The following is a 14,988-nucleotide window of genomic DNA, read 5'->3' on the forward strand; positions in this document are numbered from 1 at the left end:
GGTGTGCATGAACTCGTGACCGCGCTCGTGCCGGGCTGTGCGGATCATGTACGTCCGGGCCACGTCCCGGACCGTTGATGAGGTGCCGATGAGCCGTTGATGAGAGCGTACCGAGCCGGGGCGGGTTCCGCGCGGCGAGGCTTCCAAGGCACTGCCGACGCTCAGAAGAGCCCGTCCTGGGGGACCTCGAACTCCCGGACCGGCACCTGCAGTTGGCCTTCCTCTCCGACCCGGGCGGCAGTCAGTTCCCACCCGGGCAGCAAGCGCGTGTCCAGGACGACGACACCGCGCCGGGTGGCGAGGTGCAGATCCGGCCCGGCCGCCGCGACCAGCTCACCGCTCACCACGCCGCCCGGCACCAGCTCGGCCACCTCACCGACGGCGGCGGCCACCCCGTCCAGTCCGAACACCCCCATGTGATCGACGACTTGGCACGGCTCGGGGACGAGCGACTCGGGCCAGCCGCCGAGCGCGACAGCAAGCGCGTGCAGTCCCTCGACCTCGGCCGCCCGCTCGGCCGGGGCGGTCGGCAGCAGGGCGCGTACGACGCGCTTGTCGCCGTACGGGATCCGGTCCGGCACCCGGAGCGCGGCCCGCAACAGCTCCTCGGCCCGCCGGGCGGCCATCAGGGGCCCGGCGCCCAGCCAGCTGAAGCACACGGCCCCCTGCTCCAGCAGCCGGGCCGGCCCCCTCTCGACCGCCGTGATCCCCACCTTGACCATGCCGGGCCCGAACCACGCCAGATACACGTGGTACGGCCGGGGATCGTCGGCGACGGTGTCGGCGGCCACGGAGTGCGCCCGGTCCAGCCGCGCACACTCCTCGCACCGGGCACCGGTACTCCTGCCGGACACGGGTGCCCGGGTCGGACAGGCGTGCCCGCGCGCTCCCACGCACTCCCGCACACCCCCTTCGGCCACCCCGAAGGCCACCCGCTTCCCCCGGGTGAGCGGACTGCGCCGCCCGCCGCTCCACCTCAGCACGGGTCCGTCGTCCGACCACCGCAGCCCCGAGCATTTCCACACCTGTGCCATCACCCGCGAGGGTAGAGGGCGGCACTGACAACGGCCCGGGGCGGCCGAGTTGTGGTCCTCGGTCCCTCCGGGTCAGCCGCCGGCCTCCGCGGTCGCCGGCTCCGCCTCACCGACGGCGGACACCGGCCGGAGCTCCGACGCGGTACGCCGTCCGCGGCCCGCCAGCCGGCACGAGACGCATCCGGGGTGGCCGTCGCGGGCGCCGGTGTCCCGCACCCGGAGGGGCCACTGCGCCCGGGGCCGCGGACCCGGCGGCTTGCCCCACCCCGCGAGATGCAGATACCAGGTGACCAGGACGCTCACGGCACACACCGCGAGCCCCGCGACCAGGGCGGCGGCCGAGACCGTACACACCCCCAGCCCCAGCAGACCGCTTCCGACGGTCGCGATCGCGGTACCGGTCCACCCTGCCACCGTGTGGCCTTCGTCGTGCTGACTCACGTACCCGTCTCCCCTTCATAGGCAGCGGAAACACCCAGTCCGACGCGAGGGCGACTAGAATCCCTCACCGAGTGAGAAATTTACCCCCCATACCTCTCACACGCTAAGGGAATCTTCGGATCTCCAAGGAAACGGGAACGACCATGCACGGCAAGCCGCGACCGCCCGCGGACCCGGCCCTGGCGCTGGCCGCCATGGACCACCTCATCGCGGCCCATGTGATCGGCCAGCAGGAGCTGGCCCGGCGGCTCGGGGTGAACGTCACGGACCTCACCTGCTTCGCCTTCGTCCTGGAGGCGGGCGACGACCTGCTGACCGCGGGCGACCTGGCCGCTCGCGCCCACGTGACGACCGGCGCGGTGACGGGCATCCTCAACCGCCTGGAACGCGCGGGCTACGTCACCCGCCGCCCCGACCCCGACGACCGCCGCCGGGTCCGCGTCGCCGCGGTACCGGAAGCCGTCAGCCGCGTCGAGGCGGTCTACGCCGGCCACTACGCCCGCCTCACCGAGCTGTTCGCCGACTACACCCCCGACGAACTCGCCATCCTCACCGACTGGTTCACCCGCGCGACCACCCTCGCCCACGAATACCTGGAGAAGCTCAACGGGAACGACTCGGCGGAGCCCTGCTGATTCAGCCGGGCTCCGGCAGGAATTCTGGGGCTGTACGGGGGAAAAGGTGGGCGCTGCAGCGCGCCTAGTATTCGTCCGACACCGGCCGTTCGTCATCCTGTCCGTTAAAGCCCGAGATTCGGCACCAGGGACGACGAAAGGTCGGTCGATTGAAGCTCGCCAAGCGTTTTGCCACGATCAGCGCCGCCGTGACGGCGGCGATTCTCTTCAGCGCCGGCGGCGCCCAGGCCCAGAGCGGCGGGGGCCTCCTCTCACTCCTGAGCGACATTCCGCTCCTGGGGACGTCCTACCCGCTGGGACTGGCCGGAGAGGGCGGTACCTCGACCGGAGCCCAGACCACCAATAACAACAACAATAACAACAACAACGGGGGCGGTCCGAACAATAATAATAACAACAACGGGGGTGGCACGAACAACAACAATAACAACAACAACGGCGACAGCCAGACCCAGACCGGCGGGGCAGGCGTCCTCCCGCTTCTGGGCAAGTCACTCATCAACTTCCAGATCTGCTTGCCGAAGGGGCAGGTCGGGTCGAGCAACACCCTGACGGGAAACCAGAACATCAACTGCCACCAGAACTGAGGCGCCACCCCACACAACAGCCCGGCGACCGAGTGACCATTCACCGGCCGCCGAGCTGCGAAGTTCAGCCGTTGTTGTTATTGTTGTTGTTCGCGCCTCCGCCGCCGTTGTTGTTATTGTTGTTGTTGTTCGCACCCCCGCCGCCGTTGTTGTTGTTATTGTTGTTGTTCGCGCCTCCGCCGCCGTTGTTGTTGTTGTTATTGTTGTTGTTCGCACCCCCGCCGCCGTTGTTGTTGTTATTGTTGTTGTTCGCACCCCCGCCGTTATTATTGTTGTTATTGTTGTTGTTGTGGCGCCCACCCTTGTGGTGACCGCTGTTGTTATTGTTGTTGTTATTGTTGTTGTTTCCACCTCCGCCGTTGTTGTTGTTATTGTTGTTGTTGTTCCCGCCTCCGGTGTCATCCGGCGCCACCACGTGCGCGACTGTCGGCGTCGGGGCCGCGAAGGCGGCGGTGGGGGCCAGAGCGCCTCCTGCGGCCAGTGCGGCCGATGCCGTCAGCACCGCTGTACGCTTTGCGATCTTCTTGAGCATGGTGATCCCTTTTCGATGAGTACGGATCGGGCCGGTTTTCCAGTCGGTTCGACCTGAGGACTCGATTGAGCCGCGTCAATTCGGCCTCGAAGACGCCGGTTTGAGCCGCGTAAACCGGGAAATCCGGTAGCGGGACTCTTTCGTCAGCATGCCCCTGCCGTACTCGGGGCACATCGGGTGGACGCCCCAAGTTCCAGCAGGCACACCCCACATCCCAGTCCGGAATTCCCCACATCACCCCACCTGCCGACCCGTCCTGATCGGTTGGATCTTTTGCGCGGCTCCGGCCACGGAGGGAAAATGGCTGGTGATGGACCTGCTAGAGCGAGAGGCCGTACTCCAGGACCTCACCGGTCACCTGCAGGAAGCGGTGACCGGCCCTGGACGACTGGCCCTTGTGCGCGGTGAGGCCGGCATCGGCAAGACCAGCGTCGTCAACCGCCTGGCCCAACTGGCCGATCCCCGGATCCGGATCATGGTCGGCGCCTGTGACCCGCTGGCCACACCCCGCCCCCTGGGTCCGCTGACGGACCTGGCCCCGCGCCTGGGCCAGGCGGTGCGCACCGCCCTGAGCGGGGCGCTGGCCGGCACCTGCCGGTCCGACGAGGTCTTCGACTGTCTGCTCGCCGATCTGAGCTCCTACCCCAGCCTGCTGGTCGTGGAGGACGTCCACTGGGCCGACGAGGCCACGACGGACCTGCTGCGTTACCTGGCCCGGCGCCTGCCGAGCGTTCCCGCGCTGGTGGTGGCCACCTACCGCGACGACGAGATCGGCCGTACCCACAACGTGACCGCGCTCCTGGGCACCCTGGCCGGCTATCCGTGGGTGCACCGCCACGACCTGGCCCCGTTGAGCCGCCGGGCCGTGGCCCGGCTGGCCGGCGGACACACCGTCGACGCCGAAGAGCTCTACCACGTCTCCGCCGGCAACCCGTTCATCGTCACCGAGATCCTGGCCGCCCCCGGGGAGTCCATCCCCGCCACGGTGCGCGAGGCCGCCGCCGGCCGCCTGGCCGGCCTGTCGGCCGCGGCCCGCAGGGTCGTCGACGTGCTGGCGGTCCTGGGGCGCCGGGTCCCGCTTCCGCTGCTGGCCGGCATGGTGCCGGCCCCGGAGGAGGCGCTCGACGAGGCCGTGGCCGGTGGAATCGTGCGGACCGACGGGCAGGTGGCCGAGTTCCGCCACGAGCTGACCCGGCTGGCGGTGCTGGAGTCCGTCCCGGCCGCCCACCGGCTGCGGACGCACCAGCAGGTGCTGGCGGCGATGCGGTCCCGCCCGGTCGTCGCCGACGATCTGTCGCTGCTGGCCGATCATGCCGAGGGTGCCGGGGATCCGATCGCCGTGCTGGAGTACGCGCCCGCCGCGGCCGCCCATGCCGCCGCGCTGGGCGCGCACCGGGAGGCGGCCGCCCAGTACGCCCGCGCCCTGCGGTATGCCGACCTCCTGCCGCTCGACCGGAGGACCTCCCTGCTGGAGGGCCACTCGCAGGCCTGTCTGCTGTCCAGCTGGCTGGACGAGGGGATCGCCTCCCGCCGTAAGGCGGTGAAGCTGCGCCGCGCCCTGGGCGACCGGCGGCGCGAGGGCGAGGACCTGCGCTGGCTGTCGTGCTGGCTGTGGCCGTTCGGGCGGACCGTCGAGGCCGGACGGACCGGCCTGGACGCGGTGCGGGTGCTCGAAGGGCTGGGGCCGAGCCGGGAGTTGGCCCGGGCGTACCTGAACCTCTGCCAGCTGGCCTGCTACGAGCACGAGGAGGTGCGGGTGACCGCCGCCTACGCCGAGAAGGCGATCGCTCTCGGCGAGCGCTTCGGCGACGCGGGGGTGGTCGTCCAGGCCCGTTTCCATGCCGCGGCGGCAGGCATGCTGAGCGACGGGTCCGGTTGGGAGGACTGCGAACAGGCGGTGTCCAGCGCGATGGCGCAGGATCTGCCGGAGGACGCGGGCTTCCTGGCGCTCATCATGTGCTGGTTCGCCGCGCTGCAACGCGATGCCGCCCGGACAGCCGAGGCCGTGAACCGGTCGGAGGCCTATTGCCTCGACCACGATCTGCTGTCCTACCTGCTGTGCACGAGGGCCTGGGGCAGTTGGGGGCTGCTGAGCCGGGGCTCGTGGGCCCAGGCCGCCGAGGCCGCGCAGGAGGTCCTTTCCCATCCCAGCTCGCCACCGGTCGTCGAGGCCCTGGCCCTGACCGTCCTGGGCCTGGTGCGGGCTCGCCAGGGCAAGGCCCGGGTGTGGCCGCTGCTGGAGCGGGCGGCGGGTCTGGTCGACCCGGACTGCCTGCTGGACACGGGACTGGGGTGGGAGGCCCGGGTCGAGGCGGCCTGGCTGGCCGGCGACCACGAGTTGGTGCGGACGGAGGCGCAACGCGGCCTGGACGCCCTGGCGGAGCGCAGCCATCCCTGGCTGTCCGGACCCCTGGCCTGCTGGATCGGCCGCGTCGGAGGAACACCCCCGCAGGTGCCCGGGGCCGGACCCTACGCGCTGGAACTGGCCGGCGACTGGGCCGGTGCCGCGGCCCAGTGGGACAGACTCGGCTGCCCGTACCAGGCCGCGCTGGCCCGCATGTCCGGCGACGCCCCGGCGCTGCGCCAGGCTCTGGCCGCCTTCGAGGCCCTCGACGCCCGGCCGGTCGTGGCACGTACCCGCGCCGTGATGCGGGCCCGCGGTGTCCGCCCGGTCCGGCGCGGCCCGCGGGCGGCCACCCGGGCCAATCCGTACGGGCTGACCATCCGGGAGATGGACGTCCTCAAGCTGCTGAACGAGGGCCTGTCGGATGCGGAGATCGCCGCCCGCCTCTACATCACGCCCAAGACCGCCGGTCACCACGTGGGTGCGGTACTGGCCAAGCTCGGCGTCCACTCCCGTCAGGAGGCCGCCCGTAAACTCCACGACTCGAAACGCTGACAAACCTCCTCGAAAGGTGCGGCCGAGAATGCGGAGAGCAACTCTTCCGAACGTCTGCCTCGTGGTCGCGGTCTGCTGCTGTACCGCGCTTCTCCCGGCACCGGAATCGCGGGCCGAACGGTGTTATGCGGCACACCGCAGTCCGGACGTGGTCGTGTGTTACCGCAATTCGTGGAAGGCCGAGTACAGACACGGCGACGTGGTCTATGTGCCCATACTCGTCCAGGTGCCCACGCCCGCACATCCGTCCTCCGTGACGATCGTCGACAGCCTGGACGACGTCCACCCGTCGGCAACCTGACCCCGGACGCCGGGAACCGGCCCGGCCGACGGCGCCCCGGGGCCGGGTCGGCCTACTCGCCGGGAGGGCGGAAGCCGACCTGCCGGCGGGCGGCCTCGTCGATCTCGTCGAGGGTGAGGAGGGGAGTGGCCCGGGTGCGGAGCGCGCCGCTGGCCTTGACGCTCAGGCTGACGGCGGCCATGGAGACCGCGTCGGGGAAGTCGAGGATGCACACGAAATCGTCCTCTCCGAAGGCGAAATACATGGCCTCGACAGTCCCGCCGAGGCCCGCGACGACCTGCTCGACGGCTGCGCGGCGGCCACTCGCGCCTTCCTTGAGCAAGCCCTTCGTCCCCTCGGGCGTGTAGGTGGCCTGGATGAGGAACTTCGGCATGGGGCGCTCCCTGCCCGTGCGGGGTCCGGTACGCACCATGGCCTTCCCGCCACCACGGCACAGGCCGATCAGCGAGCGGCTGGATTCACCCGTAAGGCACACAACGCAAAAGGCCCCGGATCTCTCCGGGGCCTTTCGTCTGTGTGCACTCGGCAGGATTCGAACCTGCAACCTTCTGATCCGTAGTCAGATGCTCTATCCGTTAAGCTACGAGTGCTTGTTGTTTTGTTTTCCTGCCCCCGCTCCCGGCCCTTCCGGCCCGCTCGCGGCGACAGGAAGAACATTACATGACTGCCGCCGCCATGTGAAATCCGTTAGGCGCACCCCTTGTGAGCTGCGGAAACGCCGTATCGGGCGGGTTCCGGGGGCATCGGCGGGGTGGGGGGCGCGGGGGGCGTGTGCCGTCCGGCCGGTGGGTGGGTTCGTGGTGGCGGGGCCGTAAACGCGAATCAGGGAGCCCAGACCGAAACGGTTGGACTCCCTGAGTCAGGTGCGGAGGCGGAGGGATTTGAACCCTCGATGGGCTTTAAGGCCCAAACCGCATTAGCAGTGCGGCGCCATAGACCGGACTAGGCGACGCCTCCAGCACAGCCGCTCGCGTGAGCGCGAGTGGTGCGTGCAGATGATGACACAGTCGAGCGTGCTGTCACCAATCGGTTCCCACGGTACTAGGCAGCCGGGCCGCAGGGCAAAGCCCCTCCCTCCGGCGGGGGCGCCGCGCAACGTCCGGGCGGGGCGCGCGTTGGGCAGGGTATGTCGCACTTCGCCGTGCGGGGCGCCCTCGGGGCCGTCGCCGCCGTCCTCGGGTCCGTGCCCGCCCTGCCCGCCTCCGCCGCCGTCGCGGCCGACCACCTCACCGTCACCGTGCTCCACGCCGGGGGCGGGCGGGACGGCACGTACGAGCTGTCCTGTCACCCCGGCGCCGGCAGTCACCCGGACGTGGCGGGGGCCTGCCAGGTGCTGGACCGGAACACCCGCTGGGGCCGGGACACCTTCGCGCCGGTCGCCCCGGGCACCGCCTGCACCATGCTCTACGGCGGCCCGGCCACGGCCCATGTCACCGGGACCTGGGCCGGCCGCCCCGTCGACGCGACGTACGACCGCAGCAACGGCTGCGAGATCGGGCGCTGGGACCGGATGGTGCCCCTGCTGCCCGGTGTCGGCGCGCCAAGTGATCTCGGCTGACGGACGGACCTCGGCCCAAAGGGCATGCACAGGCGCCTCAGGGGCACGGCCCCGCTTCCGTAAAAGCCCCGCGAAGGTATGGCGGAGGTGAGGCGTGTCGGTCACATGTTCGCCGTCACTTCGTCGTGCGACCTCCCTCTCATCCGGCGTCGCGAGCGCAATCGGTGCCTTTAGACTCCCTCGCGTGACACGCCGCGGGCCGGTTGGCAAGATGGCCCGAGCGGTCGGCAAGGTGCGGTAACAGGGAGGAAGCGTCTCGTGAGCAGCAGGCCATCCCGAGGCGCTGCTCGCCTCGCAGCCATACTGGACGCGCTGCCGGATGCGTTGGTGCTGGTCAACGCCAACGGCACCGTCGTCAACGCGAACACCATCGCCCTGGAGGCCTTCGAGGCCCCGGGCACCGCGCTGGTGGGGCGCGGGCTGCTCGACCTGCTCCCGCAGTTCGACTCCCGGCTGATCCCGGGCTCGATGCGGCGGCCCGACCACATGGATCCCCGCGGCCGGACGAAGCCGACGCGGATGATCGCGCGGCGCACCGACGGGACCGAGTTCCCGGTCGAGGTCACCAGCGCCAACCTGGAGAACGGGCAGCAGGCCTACGACGGTTACGGCTACAGCGGCGACGAGCTGCTGATGCTCGTCGTCCGCGACCTGACCGGCACCGTGGACACCGAGGCCGAGCTGGCCCGCTCGCAGCGGCAGACCGAGATGATCCTGCGGGCGGCGAGCGAGGGCGTCGTAGGGACGGACACCGACGGACGGATCGTCCTCGTGAACCCGGCCGCCGCCCAGATACTGGGGTACCGGGCCGGTGAGCTCGGCGGCAAGGAGCTGCACGACCTGGTGCTGCACTCGCGCGCCGACGGCTCCCCCTTCCCGTACGCCGAGTCGCCGCTCGCCGACACCCTGCGCTCCGGGCGCAAGCACCGGGTGCGCGGGCAGGTGCTGTGGGCCAAGGGCGACAAGAAGGTGCCGGTCGACCTGACGACCGCACCGGTGCGCGACGGCGACCAGCTGGTCGGCGCCGTGATGACGTTCACCGACCGGCGGCCGTACGACTCCGTCGTCGACGAGAAGACGGCCCAGGAGAAGGCGCACGCCGACGAGCTGGAGCGGCTCTCCGAGGAGCACGCCTCCGACCTGACCGCGCTGCGCCAGAAGCACGTCACCGAGGTCGAGGAGCTGCTCGAACGGCACGCCGAGGAACTGGCGGCCGGCGAGGACCGGTACGCGGCCCTCGGCGAGCGCGAGAAGGACCGGTACGAGGCCCTCTCCGGGCGCCACGAGCAGCTGCTGACGCTGCTCGCGCAGTCGCTCCGCGGCCCCCTCGACGAGCTGCGCCGGGAGCTGGCCGCGCTCGCCGCCGACGACGCCGGGCAGCTGTGGCCCGAGGCCAACCAGGTGCTCCACCATCTCTCGGCCGGTTACTCGCGGATCACCCAGCTCATCGACAACGTGCTCGGCTACCAGCGGCTGGACGCGGGGGCGGAGGACATCAACCGCACGAAGGTCATGCTCGACGCCGTCGTCGCCGCCGGCGTGGAAGGGGCGGTGGAGCTGATCGGGCCCGGGCGGGTGCAGTTCGCCGTGCACGCGCCGCCCATCGAGGCCGAGGTCGATCCGCAGCGGCTCGCCGTCGCGCTCGCGCATCTCATCGCGGATGTCGCGGGGGTCGACGCGACCGGCAACGCGCCCGTCTCCGCGGGCGGCTACATGGACAACACGGTCGTGGTCGCGGCGGCGCAGCGTGGCGAGGTCGTCCGTATCGAGGTGCGCGGGCCCTACGCCGGGGGAGACCCGGTGCACGAGCCGATCGTGCGCGGGATCGTCCGGGCCCACGGCGGGGTGCTGCAGACCCACGAGGTGCCGGGCATGAGCGGCAGCGCGTTCGTGCTGGAGGTGCCGATCGGGGGCGGCGCCGGTGCGGTGCCCGCGCCGCCCGGTACGGAGGTGGCCCTCGTCACGGCCGCCGACGAGACCGGTGCCGGTGGGCGGCGGCGGGCCCGGCGGTCCTCCGTGGACGCCTTCCTGGAGAGCGACGTTCCCGGCGAGGCGGGCGGCGAGGGTGAAGCCCCGGCCGCGCCGACCGGACGGCGGCGCCGGCGCGCCGCCGAGGCGGCGGACCCGGAGAGCGGGCCCGCGGCGATCGAGAGCGCGGAGTCGGCGTCCGGCGGTACCGGACGGCGGCGCGGGCGCCCGGCCGACGGTGGCGCGGGCGCGGGGGTCGCCGAGGGCGCCGTGATGACGGCGGCCGAACAGGGTGCCGGGGCGGCCGCCTCGGGTACGGGACTGGGCGGCACCGTTCCGCCGCAGGGCGTGCCCGTGCCGGCGCCGGGACGGCGTGCCCGGCGCGAGCCCGACGAGCGGCAGGCGCTGCCGCCCGCGCTGCCCTCGGCGCCGTCCGAGCCGGCAGCCGAGCCGGCGTTCGACGAGAGCCAGCCCGGCGGTCGGCGGCGGCGTGCGCTGGCCGCCGCGGCCGAGCGGGCGGAGCAGCAGCAGGCGGGGCCCCGCCCGGTCTTCGCGCTGCCGCCCGCCGAGGCCGACCGCGCCCCCGAACCGGTCCAGGCGACGGAGGCGGCGGCCGACGAGGGCCGGCACGACGCCGTGGCGCACGACCAGGCCGAGGACCACACCCCGCCGCAACCGCACCCCACCAGCGCGCCGACCGGCCGTCGGCGGCGGGCGGTGAGCCAGCCGCCGGCCGAGAACACCCCGGCCGCCGCGGCCGTCCCGACGGTGCCCGCGCAGGCGGCCGCTCCCGGACAGCCGGTGCAGCCTCAGGGCGTCCCCGTCCAGGCCGGGCAGACCGTCCAGGCCGGGCAGACCGTCCAGGCCGGGCAGCCTCAGGGCATCCCGGCGCAGGCCGGGCCGACGGCGGCCCCGTTCGCCGCGCCGGCCGGTATCCCCGTCGCCCCGGCGGCAGGCGGGCAGCAGCCCGTGCCGGCGGGCCAGGGCCAGCCCGGTCTTCCGGTCCCGCAGGCGCTGCCGGGCGCGGCCGTACCGGCGCAGAACCAGCCGCAGCCGCAGAGTGCGGCTCCGGTGGCCCCGGGGCAGCCCGTCCCGGCCGCCGACGCCGCGCCGGTTCCCGCCCAGCCGCTGCCGCTTCCGGCGGAGGCCGCGCCGGTGGCACCCGTACCGCAGCAGTGGCCGGGCGCCGACGACGCTCCCCCCGCCGCCCAACCGGCGCGTGCCGCCCAGCCGTTGCCCGCCGAGGCGGCCGCGGCGACTCCGGCACCGGTCGACCCGGACTCCACGCAGGGCCGGGCGTTCAGTGTGCGGACGCTGGGGCAGGGGGTGCCGTTCTCACGGCAGGCCGCGCAGGTGCAGCAGCCGACGCCGACCCCGCCCCCGCACCAGGCGGGTGGCAACGGGCGGCGCCGCAAGCTGGGCACGCGCCCCGATCCGGGTGCCGCTGCCGAGCAGCCGGGGGCCGAACAGCCCGCGCAGTCCGCCCGCCCGCATCCGCCGGCCGAGCAGCCGGTCGCCGCCCAGCCGTTGCCGCAGCCGTCGCTGGCCGGGCAGTCCCGGCTGGTGGGGGCCACCGAGGGCGGTGGACGGTCGTACGCGATAGGCGCACCGGACGTGAACGCCGCCGAGGGTCCGGAGCCGCTGGACGGTCCGGGCGGGGCGGTCGAGGTCGCGGACCCGCCGCGCCCGCAGCCGATGGACGACGAGCTGCCCCCGGAGCCGCTGGACAACCCGCGCCGGCTGCTGGTGTGGCCCGCGCCGGACGTGACCACCCAGCAGGCGCTGAGCGACCGCGGCTACCGGCCGGTGATCGTGAACTCCCGGGACGAGGTCGACGCGCAGATCGCCGCGTTCCCGGCGGCGCTGTTCGTGGACCCGCTGACCGGGCCGATCACCCGGACCGCGCTGCAGTCGCTGCGGCAGGCGGCGGTGGCGGCCGAGGTGCCGGTGATGGTCACGGCCGGGCTGGGACAGGCGACGCGGGAGGCGGCGTACGGCGCCGATCCCGCCGTACTGCTCAAGGCGCTCGCGCCCCGGGACAGCGAGCAGCATCCGCCGCGGGTGCTGTTGATCGAGGAGCACGCGGAGATCGCGCTCGCCCTGACCTCGACGCTGGAGCGGCGCGGGATGCAGGTGGCGCGGGCGGCGAGCGACGCGGACGCGGTGACGCTGGCCGGGCAGCTGCGGCCGAACCTGGTGGTGATGGACCTGATGCAGGTGCACCGCCGGCAGGCCGGGATCATCGACTGGCTGCGGGCGAACGGGCAGCTGAACCGGACGCCGCTGGTCGTCTACACGGCGGCCGTCGACCAGGCGGACCTGCCGAGGCTGGCGTCCGGGGAGACGGTGCTGTTCCTGGCAGAGCGGTCGACGAGCAACGAGGTGCAGAGCCGGATCGTGGATCTGCTGGCGCGGATCGGTACGAACTGAGAGCGCCGTTCGGGGAACTGCCGACCTTCGGCCGCGGGTTGTCCGTGGCTGGTCGCGCCCACGCGGCGGCAGCCGCAGATCGACTGCCGCCCCGCGCCCCTTACGGGGCGCTCACAGGCTGGTGACGTCCAGCTGACCGTCGGCGTACTGCCTCCGCAGCACCTTCTTGTCGAACTTGCCGACGCTCGTCTTCGGCACCGCCTCGATCACCGTCCAGCGCTCGGGGAGCTGCCACCTGGCGATCTTGCCCTCCTCGGCGAGGAAGACGCGCAGGGTCTCGAAGGTGGCCGTGGAGCCTTCCCGCAGGACGACCGTGGCCAGCGGGCGCTCGCCCCACTTCTCGTCCGGTACGGCCACCACCGCGGCCTCGGCGACGTCCGGGTGGGACATCAGCGCGTTCTCCAGCTGCACCGAGGAGATCCACTCGCCGCCGGACTTGATGACGTCCTTCGCCCGGTCGGTGAGGGTGAGGAAGCCGTCGGGGGAGATGGTGCCGACGTCGCCGGTCTTCAGCCAGCCGTCCTCGCTGAACTTGTCCTCGGGACGCAGGGGTTCGGCGTCGGGGCCGTTGTAGTAGGCGCCCGCGATCCACGGGCCGCGCACCTCCAGCTCGCCCGCCGACCGGCCGTCCCAGGGGAGGCGTTCGCCGCCGGGGCCGCTGAGCCGGGCCTCGACACTCGACGGGAACCGGCCCTGGGTGATGCGGTACGCGAACTCCTCATCTGTGCCCACCGCGTGGGCCGGCGGGCGGGCGAGCGTGCCGACCGGGGAGGTCTCGGTCATGCCCCAGCCGTGGCAGACCCGCATGCCCAGCTCGTCGAAGGCCTTCATGAGGGAGGGCGGGCAGGCGGCGCCGCCGATGGTGACCTGGGTGAGGGAGGAGACGTCCCGGGGGCGGGCGGTGAGCTCGCCGAGCAGGCCCTGCCAGATGGTGGGGACCGCGGCCGCGTACGTCGGGCGCTCGCGCTCGATCATCTCGGCGAGCGGGCCGGGCTGCAGGAAACGGTCCGGCATCAGCAGGTTGACGCCGGTCATGAAGGAGGCGTGCGGCACGCCCCAGGCGTTGACGTGGAACTGCGGGACGACGATCAGGGCGGTGTCCTGGTCGGTCAGGCTCATCGACTGGGCCATGTTGACCTGCATGGAGTGCAGGTAGATCGAACGGTGGCTGTACACCACGCCCTTGGGGTCGCCGGTGGTGCCGGAGGTGTAGCACATGGCGGCGGCCTGGCGTTCGTCGAGCTCCGGCCAGTCGTAGCCGGTCGGCTTGCCCGCGATGAGCTCCTCGTACTCGTGCACGGCCGCGGTCGCGCCGTCGAGGAGGGAACGGTCGCCCGGGCCGGAGACCACGACGTGCTCGACGGTCGGCAGCCTGGACAGCAGGGGCGCGATCATCGGGATCAGCGAGCCGTTGACGAGGACGACCTTGTCCGCCGCGTGGTTGACGATCCAGACCAGCTGCTCGGCGGGCAGGCGGAGGTTGAGGGTGTGCAGGACCGCGCCCATGGAGGGAATCGCGAAGTACGCCTCGGTGTGCTCCGCGTTGTTCCACATGAGGGTGGCCACCCGGTCGTCGCCCCGGACCCCGAGGTCGTCCCGCAGGGCGTGCGCCAACTGGGCGGCGCGGCCGCCGGTCTCGGCGAAGCTGCGGCGGTTCGGCTCGCCCTCGCCGGTCCAGGTGCTCACCTGTGACGCGCCGTGAACCCTCGACCCGTGGGTCAGGATCCTCGAGATCAGCAGCGGTACGTCCTGCATGGTGCTCAGCACGGCGTCCTCCCGGGGGCAACATTGCCTACTCGGTGGTAAGGGGGCTGCGCTGATTCTGCTCACATACCGGGCGGTATGTCACTAGGGGGAAGCCAACAAAGCCCGTCCGGACGCCCCGGACACAACCGACGCTGCGGACCCCGTGGCTGCCCCGGCCGCTACCGGGCGAGGTCCAGTTCGGGGTCCTCACGCAGCTTCCCCAGCGCACGCGACACGGCCGACTTCACCGTGCCCACCGACACCCCGAGCACCTCGGCCGTCTGCACCTCGCTCAGGTCCTCGTAGTAGCGCAACACCACCATCGCCCGCTGCCGCGCGGGGAGTTTCATGATCGCCCGCCACATCGCGTCGTGCAGCGCCTGCCGTTCGGCCGGGTCGTCCTCGCCGGGCACCGGCTCGGGCTCGGGCATCTCGTCGCACACGAACTCGTCGACCCGGCGCTTGCGCCACTGCGAGGTCCGGGTGTTGAGCAGCGCCCGGCGCACATAGCCGTCGAGGGCCCGGTGGTCCTCGATCCGCTCCCAGGCCACGTAGGTCTTGGCGAGCGCGGTCTGGAGAAGGTCCTCGGCATCGCTCGGGTTCGCGGTCAGCGACCGGGCGGTGCGCAGCAGGACGGGCTGGCGGGCCCTCACGTACGACGCGAACGAGGGATAAGAGGGGCGGGTGTGTGCGCGGGTCTGCCTCGCCGAGACAGCGGCGTCCGAAGCGCTGGTGCAGACGGGTGTGGTCATGGCTCCACGCTATGAGCGAGCGGTGTCACGGCGGATCGGCCGCAGGTCCCGAAGCCGAATCCCCCTCAGGTTGTAGGGGTGGGGCTGCCTACACCTCCTGAAGGT

11 protein-coding genes and 2 tRNA genes are annotated in these 14,988 nt (G+C 72.2%); 5 read left to right on the plus strand and 8 right to left on the minus strand.

Features of this window, described 5'->3' with window-relative positions; genetic code table 11:
- Positions 1 to 161: 161 nt before the first annotated feature.
- The gene (locus ACZ4UV_RS25345; protein ID WP_390043714.1) at positions 162 to 1,034 is read right to left on the minus strand and encodes a DUF2797 domain-containing protein; all 873 of its coding nucleotides are present in this window, start codon (positions 1,032 to 1,034) and stop codon (positions 162 to 164) included.
- A gap of 72 nt (positions 1,035 to 1,106) precedes the next feature.
- Positions 1,107 to 1,475 (minus strand): HGxxPAAW family protein, encoded by a 369-nt coding sequence (locus ACZ4UV_RS25350; RefSeq protein ID WP_451017326.1) that lies wholly within the window; start codon positions 1,473 to 1,475, stop codon positions 1,107 to 1,109.
- Between the two features lie 143 nt (positions 1,476 to 1,618).
- On the opposite strand from ACZ4UV_RS25350, the gene ACZ4UV_RS25355 reads away from it, so the two are divergent.
- On the plus strand, positions 1,619 to 2,110 hold the full coding sequence (locus ACZ4UV_RS25355; RefSeq protein ID WP_451017327.1) for a MarR family winged helix-turn-helix transcriptional regulator: 492 nt from the start codon (positions 1,619 to 1,621) through the stop codon (positions 2,108 to 2,110).
- 149 nt (positions 2,111 to 2,259) lie between these two features.
- Positions 2,260 to 2,697, plus strand: coding sequence for a hypothetical protein (locus ACZ4UV_RS25360; protein WP_451017328.1), 438 nt, complete (start codon positions 2,260 to 2,262; stop codon positions 2,695 to 2,697).
- Positions 2,698 to 2,761: 64 nt separating this feature from the next.
- Here the strand turns inward: ACZ4UV_RS25360 and ACZ4UV_RS25365 are convergent, their stop codons facing one another.
- A complete protein-coding gene (locus ACZ4UV_RS25365) occupies positions 2,762 to 3,229 on the minus strand; it encodes a hypothetical protein (protein WP_467840887.1) in 468 nt (155 codons plus the stop codon).
- A 310-nt stretch (positions 3,230 to 3,539) separates the two neighbouring features.
- Between ACZ4UV_RS25365 and ACZ4UV_RS25370 the strand changes: the two genes are divergently transcribed.
- Positions 3,540 to 6,128: an ATP-binding protein gene (locus tag ACZ4UV_RS25370; protein ID WP_467840890.1), complete on the plus strand. Its 2,589-nt coding sequence runs from the start codon at positions 3,540 to 3,542 to the stop codon at positions 6,126 to 6,128.
- Positions 6,129 to 6,481: 353 nt separating this feature from the next.
- Here ACZ4UV_RS25370 and ACZ4UV_RS25375 read toward each other — a convergent pair whose 3' ends face one another.
- The 3 genes from ACZ4UV_RS25375 to ACZ4UV_RS25385 form a co-directional block, all read right to left on the minus strand.
- Complete coding sequence (locus tag ACZ4UV_RS25375) at positions 6,482 to 6,802, minus strand: GYD domain-containing protein (protein ID WP_451017331.1); 321 nt, start codon at positions 6,800 to 6,802, stop codon at positions 6,482 to 6,484.
- Positions 6,803 to 6,946: 144 nt separating this feature from the next.
- A tRNA-Arg gene (locus ACZ4UV_RS25380) sits at positions 6,947 to 7,019 on the minus strand.
- Positions 7,020 to 7,295: 276 nt separating this feature from the next.
- Positions 7,296 to 7,386, minus strand: a tRNA-Ser gene (locus tag ACZ4UV_RS25385).
- A 169-nt stretch (positions 7,387 to 7,555) separates the two neighbouring features.
- Here ACZ4UV_RS25385 and ACZ4UV_RS25390 point away from each other — a divergent pair.
- The gene (locus tag ACZ4UV_RS25390) at positions 7,556 to 7,987 is read left to right on the plus strand and encodes an SSI family serine proteinase inhibitor (protein WP_451017332.1); all 432 of its coding nucleotides are present in this window, start codon (positions 7,556 to 7,558) and stop codon (positions 7,985 to 7,987) included.
- A gap of 258 nt (positions 7,988 to 8,245) precedes the next feature.
- A complete protein-coding gene (locus ACZ4UV_RS25395) occupies positions 8,246 to 12,385 on the plus strand; it encodes a hybrid sensor histidine kinase/response regulator (RefSeq protein WP_467840894.1) in 4,140 nt (1,379 codons plus the stop codon).
- A 111-nt stretch (positions 12,386 to 12,496) separates the two neighbouring features.
- Here the strand turns inward: ACZ4UV_RS25395 and ACZ4UV_RS25400 are convergent, their stop codons facing one another.
- Positions 12,497 to 14,152 carry a long-chain fatty acid--CoA ligase gene (locus ACZ4UV_RS25400; protein ID WP_467840895.1) on the minus strand — a complete coding sequence of 552 codons (1,656 nt, stop codon included), beginning with the start codon at positions 14,150 to 14,152 and terminating at the stop codon, positions 12,497 to 12,499.
- A 158-nt stretch (positions 14,153 to 14,310) separates the two neighbouring features.
- Positions 14,311 to 14,883, minus strand: coding sequence for a SigE family RNA polymerase sigma factor (locus tag ACZ4UV_RS25405; protein ID WP_390043752.1), 573 nt, complete (start codon positions 14,881 to 14,883; stop codon positions 14,311 to 14,313).
- Positions 14,884 to 14,988: the final 105 nt, after the last annotated feature.

The organism is Streptomyces sp. NPDC028289, from assembly GCF_055565975.1.